Genomic DNA, 19,496 nt, shown 5'->3' on the forward strand with positions numbered 1-19,496 from the left:
TTTCTTATACTAAAATACGAGCAAAGATAGAAAGGATGGTTGTATCGATGAAGGAAAAACCAAGCTTATTAATAATGGCCGCCGGAATGGGAAGTCGTTACGGTGGACTTAAACAGATGGATCCTGTAGATGAGATGGGGCGAACGATTCTTGATTACTCACTCTTTGATGCCAGGAAGGCCGGTTTTGAACGGGTGATTTTCGTAATTAAGGAAGAGTTCGCCGAGGAATTCAAAGAGAAGATAGGGAAGCGGGTGCAAGCGCAGATGGAAGTGGTCTACGCTTATCAAGAGATAAGTAAGCTTTTACCTGGATACGATCTTCCTAAGGGACGGGTTAAGCCGTGGGGGACGGCTCATGCAGTTCTTTGCGCAAAGCCTTATATTACAGGTCCTATTGCCGTAATTAATGCTGATGATTATTACGGAGAAGAGGCTTTTACCCTAATCATGAATTTTTTAGCAAATACTCAGGATAATGAGAAGTATCGCTATGGAATGGTGGCCTATGAACTGAATAAGACGGTTACAGAGCACGGGTATGTTTCTCGGGGTGTCTGTCAAGTTGATAAACAGGGTCAGCTTGAAAGTGTGGTTGAGCGGACCCAAATAGAGGTTAAGGACGATAAAATCTGTTATCAAGAAAAGAATCAGTATTTCGAGTTGCCGAAAGACACCTTAGTGTCTATGAATTTTTGGGGGTTCTCCAAAAGCATCGTGGGTGAGATTCAGAAGGCATTTAAAGACTTCCTAGACTATCAAGTTCCTGAAAATCCTTTGAAGGCAGAATTCTTTTTGCCAACGGTGGTGAGTCGCTTGATTGCCGAAGAAAAGGCCAGCGTCCAGGTGTTGCAAACATCAGAACAGTGGTATGGGGTGACTTATCACGAGGACAAAGAAAAAGTGGTAGAGGCACTAAGAGAATTAAGACAAAAGGGGAGGTATTCAGAGTGAATAAGGTACGCGAAGAGGAAATGGGAGAAGTACTTAGTAGCTTTGACTTTATAGGGGAGGTGACGGCTGTAAGGCCTTATGGAAGCGGCCACATTAACGATACATTTCTGGTAACCTTCGAAATCGGGAAGATGGGAAGGTTGCAGGTAATACTCCAGCGTCTCAATAGTGATATATTTTTGAAACCGGTAGAGGTTATTAAGAATATCGAAGGTGTCACTAGTTATATGAATAAGATTATCAGAGAAAGAGGAGGGGATCCTTTCCGGGAAACCCTTAATCTAATTCCGACGAAAGAGGGGGAAGTCTATTACGTAGATAGCTTAGGCTACTATTGGCGAGCTTATATCTTTATTACCGATGCCACCAGTTTTGACGCGGTAGAAAGTGAGGAGGACTTTTATCAAAGTGGGTATGCTTTCGGTCGCTTTCAAAATGTTTTGGCTGGGTATAGCGCCGAGACTTTAGCGGAGACCATTGTGGGCTTTCACGATACCGAACTTCGCCTCCAACACTTTAAGGATGCTTTAGCAGCTGATATTAAGAACCGTGCCCAGGAAGTAAGCACGGAGTGTGAGTTTATCCTTAGTAGAGAAGCGCTAGCGAAGGAACTAAAAGGGTATCAAACACAGGGAGAAATTCCGCTAAGGGTAACCCACAACGATACGAAATTAAATAATATTATGATTGATAATAGAACAGGTAAAGGGATCTGTGTAATTGATCTAGATACAGTGATGCCAGGACTGGCCGTTAACGATTTTGGTGACTCGATTCGCTTTGGTGCCAACACCGGTGCCGAGGATGAGCGTGATTTAAGCAAAGTGAGCTGTGATTTGGAACTATTTAAAGTATATGCCAAAGGCTATTTAGAAGGGGCAAATGGTGGGCTGACAGCCAGAGAATGTGAGTTGTTACCACTGGGAGCGAGGACCATGACGTTTGAGTGCGGGATGCGCTTTCTAACGGATTATCTTAATGGCGACACGTACTTTAAAACCCAGCGCTCGGGGCAGAACCTTGATAGAGCCCGTACTCAGTTTAAGCTGTTACAGGATATGGAAGACAAAAGCTCAGAAATGGAAAAGATAATTAGCGAGCTAAAGGGATAGGCGAAAACGCCTCCTAGGAACGATTCCTAGGAGGTGTTTTCTTGACTTGTTCATTAATATGTTTAACCGAATGGGTATATTGACTAGGAGGGATTCCGTTATACTTTTTAAACATCCGGGAAAAGTGTTGGAGGGAGCTGTAGCCGAGGAACATGGCAATCTCGGTAGTGTTCATCCGACCGCTGCGGATAAGCTCTTTGGCGCGATTTAACTTTAAGCGGTGGAAGGTGTCGATTATGCCGCAATTATGATGCTGATGATACAAGGCCTGAAGTGTAGAGCGACTAAGAGAAAAGTGCTCACAAATGTCCGTTACCGTCAAGGGTTCACAGATGTGAAAATCTAAATATTCCTGGATCTGCTCATAGGTGCTTAGTTGCTGGTTGCGCGAGTGGTGGGAGGGTTTCTTATCTTTGAGAATAGGACTGGTAGCTCCGTCAAGATGATTGCGTTTAATGAGAATAAGTAGTTCCTCAAGGTGATTTTTAATCAGCTGCAAACACCCAAAATCCGCCTGCTCACTTAAGGTTATGGATTCAACGCTAGGTTCGTAAAGCGGAGAGGCAAAGGCAGAACTCGCTTCTTCTAAAATCTTGGTAATCAAGGCTTTTTCCCACTCATCCAAAGTAAAGGTTCGGTGGATAAACTCATTCATGATAGGACTGGTGCTCGTAAAAGAAATCGCCACGATATTAGGCGGGATGCGCCCAGTGGAACGCATGGAGTGAAACTCATTAGGGGCGTGAAAGATAATGTCATTGGCCTCTAAGGGGATGGTTACTTGATCGGCATTAACTAGCATACTACCGCGATCGACAAACATGAATTCCCAAAAATCGTGGGATTCGCCCTTAAAGTAAAAATCTTTCATATATTCAAAATAGTGAACCGTGATTAGTTCATCGATTTGTATTTCGCTCGTAATCTTCGTTTTAATATAAGTCATTTTATAATTCTCCTTAGAGGAAATTATAACAGGACTTGGACGATATAACAAGTTCATCGGATAAATAGATAAGAAACAAGAGGTAAATACCCGTATACTAATTACAAATTACACAATGATTTGTCCAACAGGATGTCAAAGGAGGAAATTTGTAAATGAGTAAAAAAATGAAGGTTGCCTTAGCCGGTCTTGGTAGCCGCGGGAAAGACAGTTACGCTCCGGTCGCCGAGCAATATCCCGATAAGATGGAGATTGTCGCTATCGCAGATGTGGATCCGGAGAAGGTAGAGGAAGTGGCAAAACGCTACCACGTACCGAAAGAGGCGTGTTTTGCCAGCGCTGAGGAGATGCTTAAAGAAGAGCGCCTAGCCGATGCGATGTTTATTACAACTCAAGATCGCCAACACGTACCGCAAGCGCTTCAGGCGCTAAAAAAAGGCTATGACTTGCTGTTAGAAAAGCCCATCTCGCCAAGTCTCCAAGAGTGTAAGGAGCTTGTGAAAGCCGCAAAGAAGTATAACCGCCGGGTAATCATTTGTCACGTGCTCCGCTATACGCCCTTTTTTAAAAAGCTTAAGGACTTGCTGGACGCGGGCACAATCGGGGAGGTGGTCTCGGTTATGGCCATCGAAAACGTGGGGTGGTACCATCAAGCACACAGTTTTGTTAGGGGCAATTGGAATAACTCGGAGACAACAAGCCCGATGATCTTACAGAAGTGTTGCCACGACATGGATATGTATCTCTGGTTAACCGGTAAGAGTTGTGAATCCGTAAGTTCTTACGGTGACACGTATCTATTTAAGGCAGAAAAGGCTCCAGCAGGTGCTAGCTTACGCTGCATGGACGGGTGTCAAGCAAAAGAAAACTGTCCTTTCGATGCGGAAAAAATATATATGGATGATAAGAAAATCGGGATTCGTAGCGGACATACCACCTGGCCGCTAGATATTTTATCACTTCATCCAACCGAAGAATCGATTTTAGAAGCAATTAAGGAAGGCCCTTATGGAAAATGCGTCTACCACTGTGACAACAATGTGGTCGATCATCAGGTGCTAAATCTAAAGATGACCGATGGCAGTACTATTAGTTTTACCATGTGTGGACTTACAGCAACCAATTCTCGCTACTGCAAGTTGATGGGGACAACGGGTGAGATTATTGCTGATATGGAGAGTAAGTTGATTACGGTGATGCCTTTTGGAAAAGAGCCAGAGATCGTGGATGTTGCCAAGTTGGCAACGGATTTTTCCGGTCATGGGGGTGGCGATATTCGTTTGGTTGAAGACTTCCTTGATATTTTAAGTGGGGAAAAGGAAGCTTCCAGTCAAACAACAGCTCTTGAGGATTCCGTAGAAAGTCACTATTTGGCCTTTGCCGCCGAAGAGTCTCGGAAGCACAGCGGCAATGTGGTTTATTTAGATAGCTATCGTGAAGAATAATAAAACGGAGGAAAAACAGATGAAAAAGAGAGGTTTAAAAATTGTTGCATTGCTTATGGTAAGCGTTATGACTGTGGGAATGATGGCAGGTTGTGGAAGCAAGAAAGAGGAGAAGAGCGACGGCGGGAAAACGACGATTACCCTAGGGATGTGGGATGTAAAGCAATCGCCGTTTTACGATGAGGCAATTGCTGCGTATGAAGCCGAGCATCCAGATGTAAATATTGAGGTGCAAATCACACCTTATAAGGGCGGAGAGTACTGGACTAAATTGGAAGCTTCAGCGGCAGGTGGTACGGCACCAGACGTTTTCTGGATTAATGTTTTGCATGCAGAAAGCTATTTTGATGGAGGAATCTTGAAGGATCTATCCGATGTGGCAGAAGAGGTAGCCCTTGAAGAAAACTACCCAGAAGCGTTAGTGGAAGCCTATAATTTCTCTGACCAGCAAATTGGCCTACCAAAGGATTTCGATACGAACGCTTTATGGTATAACAAAGACATTTTTGACAAAGCTGGGGTGGAGTATCCAACCGATGACTGGACCTATGAGGACTTAGTAGCGACAGCAACAGAGCTTAAAGAGGCTGGCCTTGAAGAAGGAGTGTATCCTTTTGTTTGTCCTGTAGACTTCCAGACATGGTATTATCCTACCGTCTTTGCAAACGGTGGCTGGATTTTAAATGACGATAAGACGGAAACCGGCTACGCTGACCCGAAGACCCAAGAAGGTATTCAGTGTTGGATCGATATGATCGACCAAGGATTATCGCCAAGCTCTTCTGTACTTGCAGAAACCTCGGCAGATACTTTATTCGGTGCTGGTCAGACAGCAATGGTCTTGGCAGGATCTTATATGACACCAGAGTACTTAACCAACGACGCCATTAATAAAAGTATTGACCTAGTCGAATTTCCAGAGTTTAACGGGGAGGAGCCAAATGTAATTAATGGCCTGGGATACGCTGTCTTTGAAGGTACAAAGCACGAAAAAGAAGCCAAGGAATTTGTGGCTTGGTTAATGAGCGAAGAGGCGATGAAGCTTCAAGGAGAAGCCGGGACCGTCATTTCCGCACGTAACGATGCCCAACACTTCTTTGCTGATTCAAACAAAGAGATTAATTTGGCAGCTTATACCAATCATGCTGATAAAGCCGTTCCCCTTCCAGTATGCAAGGTTGCGGCAGAGTTATACGATTTGGAACTATCTAAGCTTAAGTTAGCGTATGCAGGTGAAGAGAGCTTAGAAGAGGTTTGTAAAGAGCTTAAAATCTCAGCAGACGAGTTACTAGGGACGATGGAATAAGAGCAGGTGAGACTATGTCCAAAAAGATAAAGAAGAAAGCAACGAAGAGAGAAAAGAAAGATTGGCTGGTAGCTTATCTTTTTATCCTACCACTGCTAGCCGGTATTCTCTTATTCTATGTATATCCATTTATTCAAAATATTTGGTTTAGCTTTAATGATGTGAACAAGTTTAATGTAGCTACGTTTACCGGCTTTGATAATTACATTAAGATGTTTCAAGATAAGGCGGTTTGGCAGTCACTGGGGAATACCTTTAAATACGTGTTAATCGTAGTGCCGGTCAGTATTTGCTTATCCCTTTTCATTGCGGCACTTCTTAATACCAAAATAAAAGGAAAGTCCATTTATCGAACGATTTATTTTCTACCTTCCGTAACCATGGCGGCGGCTGTCGCCTTGGTGTGGAAGTGGATTTTTAACGGTCAGTCCGGTGTGCTAAATGCCATATTACGAGCATTTGGCTTATCCGCACGGGAGTGGCTGCAAGACCCGAAAACCTCGCTATACTGCATTATGGTAGTAGGGATTTGGATGGTTGTGGGCTACAATATGATTATCTTGCTAGCCGGTCTACAAGGAGTGTCAAAGTCCTATTACGAAGCAGCAGCCATTGATGGTGCTGGTCCCGTTAAGCAGTTTTTCGCCATTACCATTCCCCTTCTAAGTCCGACGATTTTCTTCGTCTTAATCACCTCAATCATCAGTGGTTTTCAGGTGTTTGACACGGTCTACATGATGGTAGGCAAAGGCTCCATGGCTTTTGAAAGTACCCAAACAGTGGTCATGCTATTCTACCGAAATGCCTTTGATTATGGACAAAAAGGGTATGCGGCAGCAATTTCCGTGCTAATCTTTGTGGTAATCCTGATTATTACGGCGATTCAGATGATTGGGCAGAAGAAATGGGTTAATTATGATTAGAAGGGAGGTTTTAGCTGATGAAAACACGAAATAAGGCAATTACTCACCTCTTGTTACTTTTAGGTGTGGGCATTACCGCATTTCCTTTTTTATGGATGGTTCTAACCTCCTTTAAGACCAAGGGAGAAACCATGCAGATTCCACCAACGGTGCTACCACAGACGTTTACTACGGAAGCGTATTCGACGATAATGGAGACCATTCCCTTTGCTCAGGTATTTATGAATACCTTGCTGTCAACGGTGATTACCGTGCTTTTTCAGGTGGCAATCTGTACCTTAGCTGCCTATGCATTCGCGAGACTTCAGTTTCCCGGGAAAAATCTGCTTTTTATCTTGGTGCTTTCAATCTTGATGGTGCCAGGTCAGATATTCTTGATGCCGCAATACCTGATTATTCAGAAGTTAGGACTTCTAGATACACTGCCAGCACTGTTTTTACCGAACTTATTTAGTGCCTTTGGCACCTTCCTAATGCGGCAGTTCTTTATGTCTTTGCCGAAGGAACTAGAAGAGGCGGCGCTATTAGACGGGGCGAACCGTTTCCAGATCTTTGGACGGGTGATGCTGCCCCTTGTTAAACCAGGGATTGTTTCTTTAGTCATCTTTACCGCTAAATTCGCTTGGAATGATTTTATGTGGCCGATGATTGTTAATTCATCTTTAAAGAAGATGACTCTAGGTCCAGCCCTTTCGTCCCTTCAGGGCCAATATACGACCAACTTTCCGGCCCAGATGGCAGGAGCGGTCTTAGCTGTCATCCCTTTGATTGTGCTGTTCTTTATCTTCCAGAAGCAGTTTATTGAAGGAGTCGCTCATACAGGAGTAAAAGGATAGTGATACGAGTTGCAGATCTTGATAAGAAAGCCGATGTTTCGTAAGGAACATCGGCTTTCTTGCGAATAATTATCATCATTTTATTTGACACGGTAGCGATTTAATTATATAGTAGTACTTGAATGTACCAATAAGAAATCAAATACAAAAAAAGGGGGATGTCAAATGGTTCAGAGAAGCTTTGTGGAAACGCTAATGATGTTTTCGCTTACTAGGCAAGAGGCCGCTATTTATCAGTGTTTGTTAGGTGAGGGGAAGACGACAGGGTATGAGGTGGCTAAGCAACTGGGAATTTCCCGGTCAAATGCCTATAATTCATTAGCTAGTTTAACGGAAAAAGGTGGTGCCTATCTCGCCTATGAGGGAAAGACGAAGAAGTATGCACCGGTGAAGATCGATGAATTTTGTAAAAATCATTTACGTCACTTAGAAGAGGCGAAAAGTTGGTTAGTTAAGCACGCGCCGGATGAGAAGCAGGAGACGGAAGGGTATATTACCATCGAGGGAGAGGTAAATATTCTGGATAAGATGAAAAATCTGCTGCTAGAGACGACGGAGCGCGCGTACATTTCTTGTAATCGCAGTTTTCTTCTTAATTTTATTGGCGAGTTAGAAATCCTTAAGGCTCAGCATAAGAAGGTAGTAATTATCACGGATCAGCCGGTGAATATGCCTCACTTTAAGATTTACTACGGTGAGGATAGAAAGACAAGTGTTGGTCTAATTGTCGATTCACGGTTCGTGATGACCGGTGAATACGGAGAGGGTGGCGATAATACTTGTCTGTATTCCGGACAAAAGTATTTTGTTGATCTATATAAGAAAGCATTGGCAAACGAGATAAAATTATTAGCATTAAAGGAAGGTAAGAAAGATGAAAAAGACATTTATTAGTAAGACAAAAGTAGAAGAAATTGTAAAAACCTACCCCACGCCTTTTCATTTATATGATGAGAAAGGGATTCGGGAGAATATGGAGAAGATGAAGGAAGCCTTTGCTTGGAACCAAGGTTTCAAGGAGTATTTTGCCGTTAAAGCTACCCCTAATCCTTATCTGATTAAGATTCTTAGCGAATACGGCTGTGGCGTAGACTGCTCTTCATACACCGAGCTAATGCTTGCCGATGCTATGGGGTTAAAGGGCGAGGACATTATGTTCTCTTCTAATGACACTCCGGCGAAGGATTATCAGTATTGCCACCAGTTAGGGGGCATTATCAATTTAGATGACATTAGCCATATTCCCTTTTTGGAAGAGGCGATAGGAGAGATTCCGGAGACGATTAGCTGCCGCTATAATCCCGGGGGCCTCTTTAAAATCAGTACGGCTATTATGGATAATCCCGGGGATGCCAAGTATGGCATGACGACTCCCCAGATTACTGAAGCCTTTAAAATACTGAAAGAAAAAGGTGCTAAGAACTTCGGTATTCACGCCTTCCTAGCCTCTAATACGGTGACAAATGCGTATTATCCGACCCTAGCTAAGCTGCTGTTTGAAGTGGCTGTCGACCTGCAAAAGGAAACGGGAGTAAAAATCAAGTTCATTAATCTATCGGGCGGTATTGGTATACCGTATTCACCAGACCAAGAGGCCAATGATATTAAAGTGATTGGTGAAGGGGTTCGTCAGGTGTACGAAGAAGTATTAGTCCCTGCGGGCATGGGCGATGTGGCTATCTACACGGAGCTAGGACGCTTTATGCTAGGTCCTTATGGCTGTTTAGTTACCAAAGCCATCCATGAAAAAAATACGTATAAAGACTATATTGGGGTCGATGCTTGTGCGGTAGATTTAATGAGACCAGCCATGTACGGCGCTTACCACCATATAACGGTATTAGGAAAAGAAGCAGATATGGCCGATAAAAAATACGATATCACCGGGTCTCTTTGTGAAAACAACGATAAGTTTGCGATTGACCGGATGCTTCCTGAGATCGAGATGGGTGATTACTTAGTAATTCACGACACGGGTGCTCACGGCTACTCCATGGGCTATAACTATAATGGTAAGCTAAAATCAGCAGAATTGCTTCTTAAGGAAGACGGTAGCGTTAAGCTTATCCGCCGCGCCGAAAAGCCAAGCGACTATTTTGCTACCTTTGATTTTAGTGAGTACTATGATAAACTGAAATAAATCATGTAAATGGTTTGAGGGAAAAAGCAAAAGGAATGAAAGGAAGAAAAGGAACATGAAAGTAATGAAAAAAATTGTAGGTATGGTGCTATTAATGGCACTGTCACTGTCTCTAGTTGCTTGTGGCGGTTGGAGTGAAGAAGATGCAAAAGGATACGTAACGGGAGTATTAGACTCTAGTTACAAAGAGGAATTTGCCGACTACATTAAGTACACGAAGAAGACAGAAGCAGAAGCTAAGGAGCTTTACGATGAGAACGTGCAAACCGTTCTTGATGAGGCTAACTTTGCTTCACTAGGTGTAAACGCCGAAATTGAAGAAGAGCTTAATAATGTGCTAGTGGCAATGATGAAGAAGGCAGAGTATAAGGTGGTTGAAGCCAAAAAGAAGGATAAGGACTTTGAAGTTACCGTATCTTTCAAACCATTTCAGATGAAAATCGACGAGATAACCAGCAGCCTTGAAGAAGAGCTTTACAGCCGCTTAGATGTGGATAAAATAAGCGAACAACTTCTTAACGGTGAGATCACCGAAGATGACATCCAGCAAATGGGCTTCCAGATTTATCTGGAGATGTTGCAAGAAAATCTCGAATCACCAACCTATGGCGAGGAAGAGACAATGACCCTTCATGTGAAGTTAGATGATAACAATGTCTATTACGTGGATGAAGCGGAGCTTGGTGAATTAGATTCGAAAATGTTTGTTGAATAATTGTTGAATTGAAAATAAGTTTGTGGTAGAATAAATCTTGGTCCGAGTGACCAAGATTGCCATGCGGATGTGGCGGAATGGCAGACGCACAAGACTCAAAATCTTGCGGTGGTGACATCGTGTGGGTTCAAGTCCCACCATCCGCAGTCAAATAAGTTGCTAAAAACCTTGAATTTAAAGGGTTTGCGGCAACTTTTTTATTGTAAAAAAAAGAAAAGGAGCAAAAAAAGGGCAAATTACTTAAGAATATAAGCAAAGGTGTCGATATTAAAGATATATTTTGTAATTAAAGGGGAGAAAAGAATGCGTAGACACCAGCAGAAGCAACTTTTGGAATTGTGCCAGACATTAAAGGAAGCATATGAGGAGCTTGTTCGTTTGTTTGAAGCAAAGCAAATAGATGATAGTATGATTAACCTTCTGGCAGATTGCCAGAATTTTGCAATTAAAATGGGAGAGTACATCGAGTCTATTTGTGGAGAGGGGACACAGACAGTAGCGTTATTGATAGAATGTTGCGAAGCGATTTACCAGTTTAGTCAAGAACCTTCAAAGACAATCCTTAAGGCCATTAGAAAACAGTTAATAGGAATAGAAAACAGCATTCGTAGCGAGCTGCAGCCAAATCACATGGAAGTTTTGTTTCTACCATATAAAGTATCAATGGCGGATTCATTACAAACCATTTGGGAGGCTTCAATGGCTAATCCGCAATGTGAGACGTATGTATGCCCTATTCCTTATTATGATAAGCAGCCAGATGGTTCCCTGGGACAAATGCATTATGAAGGGGATTTGTATACGGATGTTAAGATTACGGATTGGCAGGAATACGATATCCAGTCTCGGCACCCAGACATTATTTTTATTCATTCGCCTTATGACGATGGAAATCGAGTTACCAGTATTCATCCCGATTACTACAGTGAAAAGCTAAAGGATTATACGGATTTGTTAGTGTATGTACCTTATTTTGTTACAGTTGGAGACGTTGCGAAGCATTTTTGCGTAACAAAAGGAACGGTGTATGCCGATAAGGTATTTGTTCAATCCGAAAGAGTAAGAGAGACATACGTTCGCGAGTTTACTGAGTTTGTAAATGAAAATAATTACGGTGAAGCATTTGGAGTCCCAGAGGATAAATTTATCGCTCTTGGTAGTCCTAAATTTGATATTCTTGAAAATATTGATTTTAAAAATAAACCACTTCCTTCTTCGTGGCAACAGTTAATTAAAGGAACGGGTAACAGAAATAAAAAGATCGTTCTCTATAATACTTCGGTTGGTGCTCACCTTAAAGGTGGCGAACGGTATCTTAAAAAGTTACGTTCTGTTATTGAATTGTTTAACAAACGCGAGGATGTTGTGCTTTGGTGGCGACCTCATCCTTTAACAGGGGAAACGTATAAAAGCATGCTTCCAGATTTATACGACGAATACCAAGAAATTGTCACGGAGTATTGTCAGGAAAAGAGAGGGATTTATGACGACACGCCAGATTCGTACCGAGCAATCCTCTGGTCAGATGCGTATTATGGAGATCACAGCGCCGTAGTTTCCCTGTATGGTTTGACAGGCAAGTTTATAATGTATCAAGATGTAAACCTTGTAAGTGATCAAAAAACTTATAGCTTCGAAGAATTTTTGGAGCGTAGTGCAAATCATTATCGGGAATCAGCAGTTCATGAAGATGATTTAACTATTGTTTCTGAGGACAGTACTTCGTGTCTTAATGGCTTGCTAGATTATTTAGTTCTACCAACATACTCGCAGACATACCAATTCTTTGCTGATAAAAAGAAAGAATTGTTTTCGCTAATTGCAGTTTTTCCCAAGCCGAGTTGTGGGAGTACCATCTTAGAACGATGTATGGAGGGATAGAATGAAAATAGTTACATTTGATGACATCATTAAACTAAATATTGATCCCGTTACTTGTTTTCAGTGGGTTGAAGAGACAATTAAAAACAAGGAAAAGGCAACACTTCCGCCAAAGATTAGTTTACAGCCAAAAGAAGGAGTGTTTTGTAATGTTATGCCATGTTTTTTGAACAGCTCTTGGGGCGGAGTAAAGGTGGTTAATCGATATCCGGAAAGAAAGCCAAGCCTCGATAGTAAGATTTTACTCTTAAACATGGAATCAGGTGAGTTTCTTGCTCTTATGGATGGGAACTGGATTACGGCAATGCGAACAGGTGCAGTAGCAGCTCATTCCATTCTAAAGCTAGCTAGAAGAGAATTCTCAACAATAGCAATGCTTGGGTTAGGGAATACGGCGAGGGCAACTTTGCTAGTGCTTGCCTCCTTAATAGGTGATAAGAAAATACATGTTAAACTTTTGAAGTATAAAGAACAAGAAAAGGCTTTTGTGGAGAGGTTTGCAAATCATCCAAATCTTGAGTTTTCTTATATAGAAACCCAAGAGGAAGTGATAAAAGGATCAGAGGTAGTCGTTTCTTGTGTAACTCATTTTCAAAAAGACATATGTTCAGACGATTGCTTTGATGAGGGGGTATTAGTAGTTCCTGTACATACTCGAGGGTTTACAAATTGTGACTTGTTTTTTGACAAGGTGTATGCAGATGACTATGGACATGTTCATCATTTTCAGAATTTTGAGAAGTTTAAATATTTTGCTGAGATTCAGGAGCTAGTTAAGGGCAGAGCACGAGGACGGGAAAGTGATACAGAGAGGATATTAGCGTATAACATTGGACTGGCGATTCATGATATTAATTATGCAGCCCACATCTATCAGATGATAATTCAAGAAGGAAATATTATGAATTTGAAATTAGGGGAACCGATAGAAAAGTTTTGGATTTGAGAAAATAGAGGAACAGTCTAGGGGGAGAAGGTTTATGCAGGCAATTATATTGGCGGCAGGTATGGGGAAGCGTTTAAAGGATTTAACTTATGATAATACTAAGTGTATGGTGAAAGTAAATGGTGTGACGATGATTGAACGGATGCTCAAGCAGTTGGATGAAAAGCATCTCTCGCGGATTGTGATCGTTATTGGCTATGAAGGACAAAGGTTGATAGATTATATTTCCTCACTTGAGGTTAAGACGCCAATCGTATACGTTAATAATTCGCTCTATCATAAGACTAACAATATTTATTCTTTGGCCTTGGCAAAGAGTTACCTTCAGGAAGAAGATACCTTGCTATTAGAGTCAGATTTGATTTTTGAAAACAGAGTAATAGAAGCGCTTCTGGATGATCCGCGAGAGACCTTAGCCTTAGTTGATAAGTACGAGAGTTGGATGGACGGAACGTGTGTAAAGCTAGGAGATGATGATAGCATTGAAGCGTTTATTCCTGGTAAACAGTTTAAGTTTGCAGAAATTGGCGACTACTATAAAACGGTAAATATCTATAAGTTTAGTCAGAAGTTCTCGGCAAGTTTTTACGTTCCATTTCTTGAAGCGTATCAAGAAGCCTTAGGTGTAAATGAGTATTATGAACAGGTTTTGCGTGTTATTACGATGCTTGATTGTCCAGAAATCAAAGCAAAACGACTAAATGGACAACTTTGGTATGAAATCGATGATGTCCAGGATCTTGATATTGCTGAGTCGATGTTCGCTGTCGGTGAGCAGGAAAGAGTAACCAGACTACAAGAGCGCTATGGTGGTTATTGGCGTTATCCACAGCTACTAGATTTTTGTTATCTAGTAAATCCTTATTTCCCGCCACAGAGATTGATGGATGAAATTAAAGCAAATTTTGAGAAATTGCTAACCCAATATCCTTCGGGGATGAAGGTGAATTCTCTTCTTGCGGCTAAAAGTTTTGGGGTGTGCTCAGATAATATTATCGTCGGAAATGGGGCTACGGAGCTAATTAAAGCTTGGATGAGTAGCTTAACAGGTAAAGTTGGAGTTGTACGCCCAACCTTTGAAGAGTACCCTCATCGTTACGATGGGGCTAAGCTGGTATGTTTTTGGCCTGACAATAATGACTATCGCTATGGTGTTAAGGATTTGATGAGGTTTTTTGATGCGCATCCAATTGATAATCTTATCCTAATTAATCCAGATAATCCGTCTGGGAATTATATTCCGAAAGAAGATATGCTAAAGCTTCTTACTTGGACCAAGGAGAAGGCAATCAAGTTATTAGTAGATGAGTCATTCGTAGATTTTGCCGATGAAGAGGATGCAACACTTATTAAGAGAGAGATATTCGTTGCAAATCCACATTTGTATGTTATGAAAAGTATTTCAAAGTCTTATGGAGTCCCAGGTTTGCGGTTAGGAGTGTTGGCATCAGGCGATATTAAAGGGATAAGCGAGCTTAAAAAGGATGTAGCTATCTGGAATATAAATTCATTTGCGGAATTTTATTTGCAGATAGAAGAGAAGTATCGGGGAGATTATTTGTTGGCGCTTGAGAAGTTTAGAATCGAACGAAGACGATTTGTACAGGAGCTAGAAACGATAGTTGGTCTTAGAGTGATTCCTTCTCAGGCAAACTATGTAATGGCAGAAATAACAGCAGATATGTCAGCTACAGCCTTGACGAAGGCTTTATTAGTAGCAGATAATATTCTAATAAAGGATTTACGAGGGAAGTTGGATGGGGAAGAGAAACGGTATATTCGCGTGGCTATTAGAAATACTAACGATAATAATCGTCTGTTAAAGGCCTTACAAGCGAAGATAGGTGAAAGACATCTGTATGTAGCTAGTTAATTGAACTAGCAGATATTCTAAAAAACTAGCATAGATGATTTAAAATAATCATCTATGCTAGTTTTTTAGTGAGTGTTATTCAAGAGGGTAAAGTCTTCTTTGGTCATGCGATAACGAAAGGCCTTTTCTAAGGGAGAAATTCCTACGCTTTCGATACAGGTGAAGACGAGTATTCGGTCTTTGTAGTTGGAGAAGTCATAGATACTGCTAAGAATATTTAACACTTTTAAAGCACTGTTATCATCCTGAATTTCTCTACGAAGCAATTCTAATAGAATCATTAACGTTTTTGTATGATAGCGGTTTATTTTCAAGGTAGCAATAGCATATTTAACGACACCTGGCGCATCCTTTTCTTGCTTGCAAAGAGTAAGGAGTATCAGGCACAAACCTTCCATATTTGAAGGGAGAACAATTGGTAAAATTCCATCGTAGGTCAGAAGTTTATCATAGGCTCTGGCGAAATAGCTTTTGGCCTTTGCTAAATCTTCTTGCTTACGATACCAGTTGCCTAAAAGAAAATCATAATCTGGATGAGAGGCATTCCAACTCATGCCAGTATGATAGATTTGAAGAAGTCTTTCTTCACTATCAGGAAGTGGAGAGTCAGTAAACTCTTGGAGTAGACATGTTTCCAGATATATACGTAGAGAAGGTAAAATTGTTTTGTAATTTACAGGTTCAAAAATTGCGGATAATATTGGATCAAGTTCTGCTACGAATCCATATCTTAAGGCGTCAGTTACGAAGTATACTTTAGCGTTGTAGTCGCTAGGTTTATCTTGAACAAGTTTTTTTAGCATCTCGGTATTTCGTCGACCTTTATCTTTGTCTTTTCGCTCAGAGGCAGAATACCCCGTGTGCATTATCGTAAAGCAATTATCAACATGTAAACCCTTGACTTTACTATTATCAGAAGTGGAGAGATTTTCATGAATAAGCCCAGCGTATCTTAGTTTATCTTGGTTACGAAAAACTCGAACTTGTGATATTTTTGAAATTGGATCATGGTTATCATCGAGATTTATCAAAGGGCTTGAAATGGCAACGAATTCACGAGATACAGAGGGGAGAAGCTTTTTAAGGTTATGTGCCTCCGCTTGAGTTTGCAGATACTCGTCGGCATCAAAAAAGATAATCCACTGACCTTTAGCCTTATCAATAGCAAAGTTCTTTGCTTTTGCAAAATCGTTTTCCCAAGGAATCTCAAAAACCGTTGCCCCTAAAGATTTGGCGATTTCCACCGTTTTATCGGTTGAGCCGGTATCTACTACGATCTGTTCCGATACAATGTCCTTGGCCCAAGTCAGAGCTCTTTCGATATTTTTTTCTTCGTTTTTTACAATCATGCACTGCGATATAAGCATATTTAAATCCTTTCCATCATACAAATGTGTCTACTATTATTATCGGCTACAAATTGGATTAGATAAGAGTTAAAAAAAATACCTCATGGCTTTTTTTGCCATGAGGTAAAAGGGTAATTATAAAGATTATTGCAATAGTTGAAGAACGCCCTGAGGAAGAGAGTTCGCTTGTGAAAGCATAGCCTGCGAAGATTGAATCAGGATATTGTTCTTCGTATAAGCCATCATTTCCTTAGCCATATCAACGTCACGAATACGACTTTCAGCAGCCGTCATGTTCTCAGCATTGACACTTAAGTTGTTAATGGTGTGTTCCATACGGTTCTGCAGCGCACCAAGACCGGCTCTTTGAGTAGATACTTGATTAATTGAAGCTTTAATAACATCAATTGCTGCAGAGGCACCAGTCTGACTAGCAATAGTAATGGCATCTAGTTTAGCGTCAGTAACACCTAAGTCGGCAGTTTTCATACTATCCACTGTAACGGTGATCTGATTAAAGGTATCGGCGGTATCACCAACTTGTAAAGTAAGGCCATCAGCAGATAAAGAGCCATCTAGTAGTTTTTTACCATTAAAGTTTGTACTATCAGCAATACGGTTAATTTCACTTTTTAATGCAGTAACTTCGGCTTCCATGGCCTCTCTATCAACCTTATTTTCATAAGTACCATTGGCTGATTGAGTTGCAAGTTCTACCATACGATTAAGCATAGAGTGAACTTCTGTTAGAGAACCTTCCGCTGTCTGGATTAGAGAAACGGCATCCTGTGAGTTCTTTTGCGCGGTTTCAAGACCAGTGATTTGAGCTCTCATTTTCTCAGAGATAGCAAGACCGGCAGCGTCATCACCAGCGCGGTTGATGCGGTATCCTGAAGAAAGCTTTTCTAAGTTCTTGCCAACAGCAGAGTTGTTGTTTGTTAAGTTACGGTAAGAGTTGATTGCAGTAATGTTGTGTTGAATTCTCATAAATAATTCCTCCTTGAATTGTGTTCCCGGGAATTCCCTTTCCCGGAGTGTCAGTTTCTTAGTTACTTATTTTGTAGACGCGTCGTCCACGAATGAAGTGCTTTTGTTTATGCTTTATTCGTGTTCAAATAGATTATCGTCTGGGGATTAGAAAACATAAGTATTTAAATCTAAAAAAAATATAAACTCATGAAAACAGCCTATTTATAAGGGCTTCATGAGTTTTTAGAGGCGATTGATGATTAGATTGGCAATGGAATCTAATGGTGCTTGGGTGCAAAGAGCACCTAGGTCGTGGGCGACCATAGGCATGCCGTAGACCACACTGGAGGCTTTGTCTTGGCCGATGGTATAAGCGCCAGCTTTTTTCATCTCTAGAAGACCTTTCGCGCCATCGCTCCCCATACCGGTTAGAATGACACCAAGAGCATTTGGACCGGCGTATTTAGCCACAGAGTGGAAGAGGACGTCGACAGAGGGTCGATGACAGTTTACTTTTTCCTCGTCTAGAAGCCGTACGAAATAGCGGGGGCCAATCCGGACGATCTTCATATGGGTCTGGCCACCAGGCGCTACGAGGCACAAGCCGGGGGTAAGGCAGTCGCCATCACGGGCTTCTTTTACTTGAAAGTTACAGATTTTATCCAAACGCTGAGCATACATCTGGGTAAAACCCTCAGGCATATGCTGAGTAATTACTATTGCGGGAATTGCGGCTGGCAAGGCCTCTAATATCTTTACGGTGGCTTCCGTACCACCAGTAGAGGCGCCGATGGCGATTATTTCAAGATTGTTCTTAAACATAGTAGGTATCCTCACAAGTCATAGGTAAAACTAACGAAGGGGTTTACGGTAAGCAGAGGGCATTATATGCTCATAAGGCAAATCTTTGTTAGTCAAATTTTCGGAGTGACCGATAAAGAGATAACCACCAGGATAGGTGGCATTGTAAAAGCGTCTACAGAGATCTTCTTTCGTATCTTTATCGAAGTAAATCATCACGTTGCGGCAGAAAATCACATCAAAGGGACGCTTGAAGCGGATGGGGTCCATCAGATTAAAGGTGCGGAAGATTACATTTTCGCGAATTTCATTAATCACCTGATAGTCGGTTTTGTTAGTAAGTGGGCGGAAATAACGACTTTTAAACCCGTTTGGCATATCTTTAAGAGCATCTTCAGAATAAATCCCTTTGGCCGCTAGAGAAAGGGCATTCATTGAGATGTCGGTAGCGAGAATGCGGGTATCCCACTTATCAAAATCAGATCCCAAATATTCTTTCATCAGCATCGAAAGCGTGTAGGGCTCTTGGCCCGAGGAACAGCCGGCACTCCAGATACTTAGCGTGCGGTCTTTTTTGTTAGCCACTAGTTGAGGGAGCACGGTGTCCTTAAAATAATCAAAGTGGTTTACCTCTCGCATAAAGAACGTATAATTGGTGGTCAAGCGATTAAGCAGTTGATCGATGTCACTTTTATGTTCAGTAGTTATAATGTAGTCAATATAATCCGTAAAATTGGCATAGCCAAGCCGCGATAACATGGGCGAAAGGCGCCCCATAATTAGCTGGCGCTTATTTGCTAAGTTGATTCCGTAGTTGTGTTTAATAAAGGTGACTAAGCGCGTGAAATCGCGATTGGAGATATCTATCATGGTTTATTCTCCTTGGGTGTCTACTTCTAGAAGGGAAGCGGCATCAAGTATTAGCGCCACTTTGTCGGTTGCTATCGTTAGGAGTTGATTTGCTAGTTCCTCTGATTTTGGTGTTGGTAGCGGAGAAACCGCAGTATCATCTAAATCCTGAACCTGTAGGACAGTATCTACTGCCAGCCCAATTAGCTCATTATCAATATCTAAGATAACGATACAGGTAGCTTCCGTATAGGGCAGAAAATCCTTGCCGAGTCGAAGACGCATATCCATAACCGGGATAATTTGTCCCCGAAGATTAATAATGCCTGAGATAAAATTAGGCGATTTTGGAACCGTACGGATTTGGTAATTCGTGATAATCTCTACCACATAATCAGTGGCAACGGCAAAGGTTAAGTTGTCGGTGGTAAAAGTAAGATAGCTTTTCATGT

General features: G+C 41.6%; 18 protein-coding genes and 1 tRNA gene. 13 read left to right on the forward strand and 6 right to left on the reverse strand.

Annotated features, from left to right (window positions below; genetic code table 11):
- The first annotated feature begins 47 nt into the window (after positions 1 to 47).
- Positions 48 to 953 carry a nucleotidyltransferase family protein gene (locus NHH16_RS02385; RefSeq protein WP_262067998.1) on the forward strand — a complete coding sequence of 302 codons (906 nt, stop codon included), beginning with the start codon at positions 48 to 50 and terminating at the stop codon, positions 951 to 953.
- Complete coding sequence (locus NHH16_RS02390; RefSeq protein WP_330643427.1) at positions 950 to 2,065, forward strand: phosphotransferase enzyme family protein; 1,116 nt, start codon at positions 950 to 952, stop codon at positions 2,063 to 2,065. Before NHH16_RS02385 ends, NHH16_RS02390 begins: the two co-directional genes overlap by 4 nt.
- Before the next feature lie 13 nt (positions 2,066 to 2,078).
- On the opposite strand, the gene NHH16_RS02395 is transcribed toward NHH16_RS02390, so the two are convergent.
- Complete coding sequence (locus NHH16_RS02395) at positions 2,079 to 3,011, reverse strand: AraC family transcriptional regulator (RefSeq protein WP_262067999.1); 933 nt, start codon at positions 3,009 to 3,011, stop codon at positions 2,079 to 2,081.
- A gap of 155 nt (positions 3,012 to 3,166) precedes the next feature.
- Here NHH16_RS02395 and NHH16_RS02400 point away from each other — a divergent pair, with 155 nt between their 5' ends.
- From NHH16_RS02400 to NHH16_RS02450, 11 genes are all read left to right on the forward strand, one after another.
- On the forward strand, positions 3,167 to 4,456 hold the full coding sequence (locus NHH16_RS02400; RefSeq protein ID WP_262068000.1) for a Gfo/Idh/MocA family protein: 1,290 nt from the start codon (positions 3,167 to 3,169) through the stop codon (positions 4,454 to 4,456).
- A gap of 19 nt (positions 4,457 to 4,475) precedes the next feature.
- A complete protein-coding gene (locus NHH16_RS02405) occupies positions 4,476 to 5,762 on the forward strand; it encodes an ABC transporter substrate-binding protein (RefSeq protein WP_262068001.1) in 1,287 nt (428 codons plus the stop codon).
- A gap of 14 nt (positions 5,763 to 5,776) precedes the next feature.
- Positions 5,777 to 6,685, forward strand: coding sequence for a carbohydrate ABC transporter permease (locus NHH16_RS02410; protein ID WP_262068002.1), 909 nt, complete (start codon positions 5,777 to 5,779; stop codon positions 6,683 to 6,685).
- Between the two features lie 17 nt (positions 6,686 to 6,702).
- Positions 6,703 to 7,521, forward strand: coding sequence for a carbohydrate ABC transporter permease (locus NHH16_RS02415; protein WP_262068003.1), 819 nt, complete (start codon positions 6,703 to 6,705; stop codon positions 7,519 to 7,521).
- A gap of 165 nt (positions 7,522 to 7,686) precedes the next feature.
- Positions 7,687 to 8,415, forward strand: coding sequence for a TrmB family transcriptional regulator (locus NHH16_RS02420; protein ID WP_262068004.1), 729 nt, complete (start codon positions 7,687 to 7,689; stop codon positions 8,413 to 8,415).
- The gene (locus tag NHH16_RS02425; protein WP_262068005.1) at positions 8,396 to 9,661 is read left to right on the forward strand and encodes a diaminopimelate decarboxylase; all 1,266 of its coding nucleotides are present in this window, start codon (positions 8,396 to 8,398) and stop codon (positions 9,659 to 9,661) included. Before NHH16_RS02420 ends, NHH16_RS02425 begins: the two co-directional genes overlap by 20 nt.
- A gap of 55 nt (positions 9,662 to 9,716) precedes the next feature.
- On the forward strand, positions 9,717 to 10,376 hold the full coding sequence (locus NHH16_RS02430; protein ID WP_262068006.1) for a hypothetical protein: 660 nt from the start codon (positions 9,717 to 9,719) through the stop codon (positions 10,374 to 10,376).
- 63 nt (positions 10,377 to 10,439) lie between these two features.
- Positions 10,440 to 10,522 (forward strand) — tRNA-Leu (locus tag NHH16_RS02435).
- Between the two features lie 157 nt (positions 10,523 to 10,679).
- Positions 10,680 to 12,257, forward strand: coding sequence for a hypothetical protein (locus tag NHH16_RS02440; protein WP_262068007.1), 1,578 nt, complete (start codon positions 10,680 to 10,682; stop codon positions 12,255 to 12,257).
- A 1-nt stretch (position 12,258) separates the two neighbouring features.
- Positions 12,259 to 13,203 carry an ornithine cyclodeaminase gene (locus NHH16_RS02445; protein ID WP_262068008.1) on the forward strand — a complete coding sequence of 315 codons (945 nt, stop codon included), beginning with the start codon at positions 12,259 to 12,261 and terminating at the stop codon, positions 13,201 to 13,203.
- 34 nt (positions 13,204 to 13,237) lie between these two features.
- On the forward strand, positions 13,238 to 15,076 hold the full coding sequence (locus NHH16_RS02450) for an aminotransferase class I/II-fold pyridoxal phosphate-dependent enzyme (protein WP_262068009.1): 1,839 nt from the start codon (positions 13,238 to 13,240) through the stop codon (positions 15,074 to 15,076).
- Between the two features lie 65 nt (positions 15,077 to 15,141).
- Here NHH16_RS02450 and NHH16_RS02455 read toward each other — a convergent pair whose 3' ends face one another.
- The 5 genes from NHH16_RS02455 to NHH16_RS02475 all read right to left on the reverse strand — a co-directional run bounded on the left by NHH16_RS02455 (position 15,142) and on the right by NHH16_RS02475 (position 19,494).
- Positions 15,142 to 16,467, reverse strand: coding sequence for a glycosyltransferase family 2 protein (locus NHH16_RS02455; protein WP_262068010.1), 1,326 nt, complete (start codon positions 16,465 to 16,467; stop codon positions 15,142 to 15,144).
- 102 nt (positions 16,468 to 16,569) lie between these two features.
- Positions 16,570 to 17,412, reverse strand: coding sequence for a flagellin N-terminal helical domain-containing protein (locus NHH16_RS02460; RefSeq protein WP_262068011.1), 843 nt, complete (start codon positions 17,410 to 17,412; stop codon positions 16,570 to 16,572).
- Between the two features lie 225 nt (positions 17,413 to 17,637).
- Positions 17,638 to 18,216: a CheB methylesterase domain-containing protein gene (locus tag NHH16_RS02465; RefSeq protein ID WP_262068012.1), complete on the reverse strand. Its 579-nt coding sequence runs from the start codon at positions 18,214 to 18,216 to the stop codon at positions 17,638 to 17,640.
- Between the two features lie 30 nt (positions 18,217 to 18,246).
- Positions 18,247 to 19,065: a CheR family methyltransferase gene (locus NHH16_RS02470; RefSeq protein WP_262068013.1), complete on the reverse strand. Its 819-nt coding sequence runs from the start codon at positions 19,063 to 19,065 to the stop codon at positions 18,247 to 18,249.
- A 3-nt stretch (positions 19,066 to 19,068) separates the two neighbouring features.
- The gene (locus tag NHH16_RS02475) at positions 19,069 to 19,494 is read right to left on the reverse strand and encodes a chemotaxis protein CheW (protein WP_262068014.1); all 426 of its coding nucleotides are present in this window, start codon (positions 19,492 to 19,494) and stop codon (positions 19,069 to 19,071) included.
- Positions 19,495 to 19,496: the final 2 nt, after the last annotated feature.

The organism is Ohessyouella blattaphilus (assembly GCF_024721265.1).
Classification (GTDB): Bacteria; Bacillota; Clostridia; order Lachnospirales; family Lachnospiraceae; genus Aequitasia; species Aequitasia blattaphilus_A.

What these genes read in the sequence shown, in the direction of transcription:
- NHH16_RS02385 (WP_262067998.1), top strand. Translation starts at nt 48, where the DNA reads ATGAAGGAAAAACCAAGCTTATTAATAATGGCCGCCGGAATGGGAAGT.
- NHH16_RS02395 (WP_262067999.1), bottom strand. Translation starts at nt 3,011, where the DNA reads ATGACTTATATTAAAACGAAGATTACGAGCGAAATACAAATCGATGAA.
- NHH16_RS02400 (WP_262068000.1), top strand. Translation starts at nt 3,167, where the DNA reads ATGAGTAAAAAAATGAAGGTTGCCTTAGCCGGTCTTGGTAGCCGCGGG.
- NHH16_RS02405 (WP_262068001.1), top strand. Translation starts at nt 4,476, where the DNA reads ATGAAAAAGAGAGGTTTAAAAATTGTTGCATTGCTTATGGTAAGCGTT.
- NHH16_RS02410 (WP_262068002.1), top strand. Translation starts at nt 5,777, where the DNA reads ATGTCCAAAAAGATAAAGAAGAAAGCAACGAAGAGAGAAAAGAAAGAT.
- NHH16_RS02415 (WP_262068003.1), top strand. Translation starts at nt 6,703, where the DNA reads ATGAAAACACGAAATAAGGCAATTACTCACCTCTTGTTACTTTTAGGT.
- NHH16_RS02420 (WP_262068004.1), top strand. Translation starts at nt 7,687, where the DNA reads ATGGTTCAGAGAAGCTTTGTGGAAACGCTAATGATGTTTTCGCTTACT.
- NHH16_RS02425 (WP_262068005.1), top strand. Translation starts at nt 8,396, where the DNA reads ATGAAAAAGACATTTATTAGTAAGACAAAAGTAGAAGAAATTGTAAAA.
- NHH16_RS02430 (WP_262068006.1), top strand. Translation starts at nt 9,717, where the DNA reads ATGAAAGTAATGAAAAAAATTGTAGGTATGGTGCTATTAATGGCACTG.
- NHH16_RS02440 (WP_262068007.1), top strand. Translation starts at nt 10,680, where the DNA reads ATGCGTAGACACCAGCAGAAGCAACTTTTGGAATTGTGCCAGACATTA.
- NHH16_RS02445 (WP_262068008.1), top strand. Translation starts at nt 12,259, where the DNA reads ATGAAAATAGTTACATTTGATGACATCATTAAACTAAATATTGATCCC.
- NHH16_RS02450 (WP_262068009.1), top strand. Translation starts at nt 13,238, where the DNA reads ATGCAGGCAATTATATTGGCGGCAGGTATGGGGAAGCGTTTAAAGGAT.
- NHH16_RS02460 (WP_262068011.1), bottom strand. Translation starts at nt 17,412, where the DNA reads ATGAGAATTCAACACAACATTACTGCAATCAACTCTTACCGTAACTTA.
- NHH16_RS02465 (WP_262068012.1), bottom strand. Translation starts at nt 18,216, where the DNA reads ATGTTTAAGAACAATCTTGAAATAATCGCCATCGGCGCCTCTACTGGT.
- NHH16_RS02470 (WP_262068013.1), bottom strand. Translation starts at nt 19,065, where the DNA reads ATGATAGATATCTCCAATCGCGATTTCACGCGCTTAGTCACCTTTATT.
- NHH16_RS02475 (WP_262068014.1), bottom strand. Translation starts at nt 19,494, where the DNA reads ATGAAAAGCTATCTTACTTTTACCACCGACAACTTAACCTTTGCCGTT.